Genomic DNA, 507 nt, shown 5'->3' on the forward strand with positions numbered 1-507 from the left:
TGATCACGGTGGGAGGGTGGCTCGGCGGCGGTGCGCAGGTGGGTGGCGAGCTGGTCGATCGTGATGACCGGCAGCTCGTGCTCGGCGCCGAGCGCGACGACGGCGGCCCCGCGGAGCATGCCGCCGTCGGGGTCGTCGAGGTCGACCAGCTCGGTGATGACCGCCACCGGGGGCAGGCCGGCGAGGCGGCAGAGGTCGACGGCGGCCTCGGTGTGCCCGCGGCGCTCCAGCACCCCTCCCGGCCGGGCGCGCAGCGGCAGCACGTGCCCGGGCCGGACGAGGTCGGCCGGCCCGGAGGCCGGGTCGGCGAGCACCCGCGCGGTGCGGGCGCGGTCGGCGGCGCTGATGCCCGTGGTGACGCCGGAGGCGGCGTCGACCGTCACGGTGTAGGCGGTGCGCAGCGAGTCCTCGTTGCGCTCCACCATGTCGGGCAGGGCGAGGGAGTCCGCCAGCACCGCGGGCAGCGGCGCGCACAGCAGGCCGGAGCCGTGCTTGACGGTCCACGCC

General features: G+C 77.7%; 1 protein-coding gene. It reads right to left on the minus strand.

The genetic code is table 11. From position 1 onward, the window contains the following. Nucleotides 1-507, minus strand: a 507-nt coding sequence (locus FHN55_RS22060) for a 3,4-dihydroxy-2-butanone-4-phosphate synthase (RefSeq protein ID WP_139714552.1), incomplete at both ends; no start/stop codon positions are given.

This window comes from Streptomyces sp. NP160 (genome assembly GCF_006335115.1).
GTDB lineage: Bacteria > Actinomycetota > Actinomycetes > Actinomycetales > Quadrisphaeraceae > Quadrisphaera.